Source organism: Bacillus sp. DHT2, assembly GCF_026241455.1.
Taxonomy (GTDB): Bacteria; Bacillota; Bacilli; order Bacillales; family Bacillaceae_G; genus Bacillus_A; species Bacillus_A pseudomycoides.
Genome location: NZ_JAPHWH010000086.1, coordinates 1 through 411, shown reverse-complemented (window position 1 = coordinate 411; position 411 = coordinate 1). Strand labels below are relative to the sequence as shown.

The 411-nt window shown below is 39.9% G+C and carries 1 protein-coding gene; it reads left to right on the top strand.

What is annotated here, in order from left to right:
• On the top strand, positions 1-411 hold a 411-nt coding region (locus ORL93_RS31015), incomplete at both ends, for a Cna B-type domain-containing protein (RefSeq protein WP_265960353.1).

Here is a 411-nt window from a genome sequence, read left to right as displayed (position 1 = left end):
AGGCATACAAGTATGAAGTGAAAGAACAACCGGTAGATGGATATCAATCCGAAGTAAAAGGTTATGACATCACGAATACAAAAGTAAGCCAAACAAAAGTAGAAGGAACGAAGACATGGAAAGACGACAATGCGAAAGATCGTCCGGCAATGATCAAAGTAGACTTACTACAAAATGGCAAAGTGCTTGCGACACAAGAAGTAAGTGAAGCAAGCGGTTGGAAGTATGAATTCAAAGATTTAGCGGCATACGATGCCGAAGGTAAGGCATACAAGTATGAAGTAAAAGAACAACCGGTAGATGGATATCAATCCGAAGTAAAAGGTTATGACATCACGAATACAAAAGTAAGCCAAACAAAAGTAGAAGGAACGAAGACATGGAAAGACGATAATGCGAAAGATCGTCCGG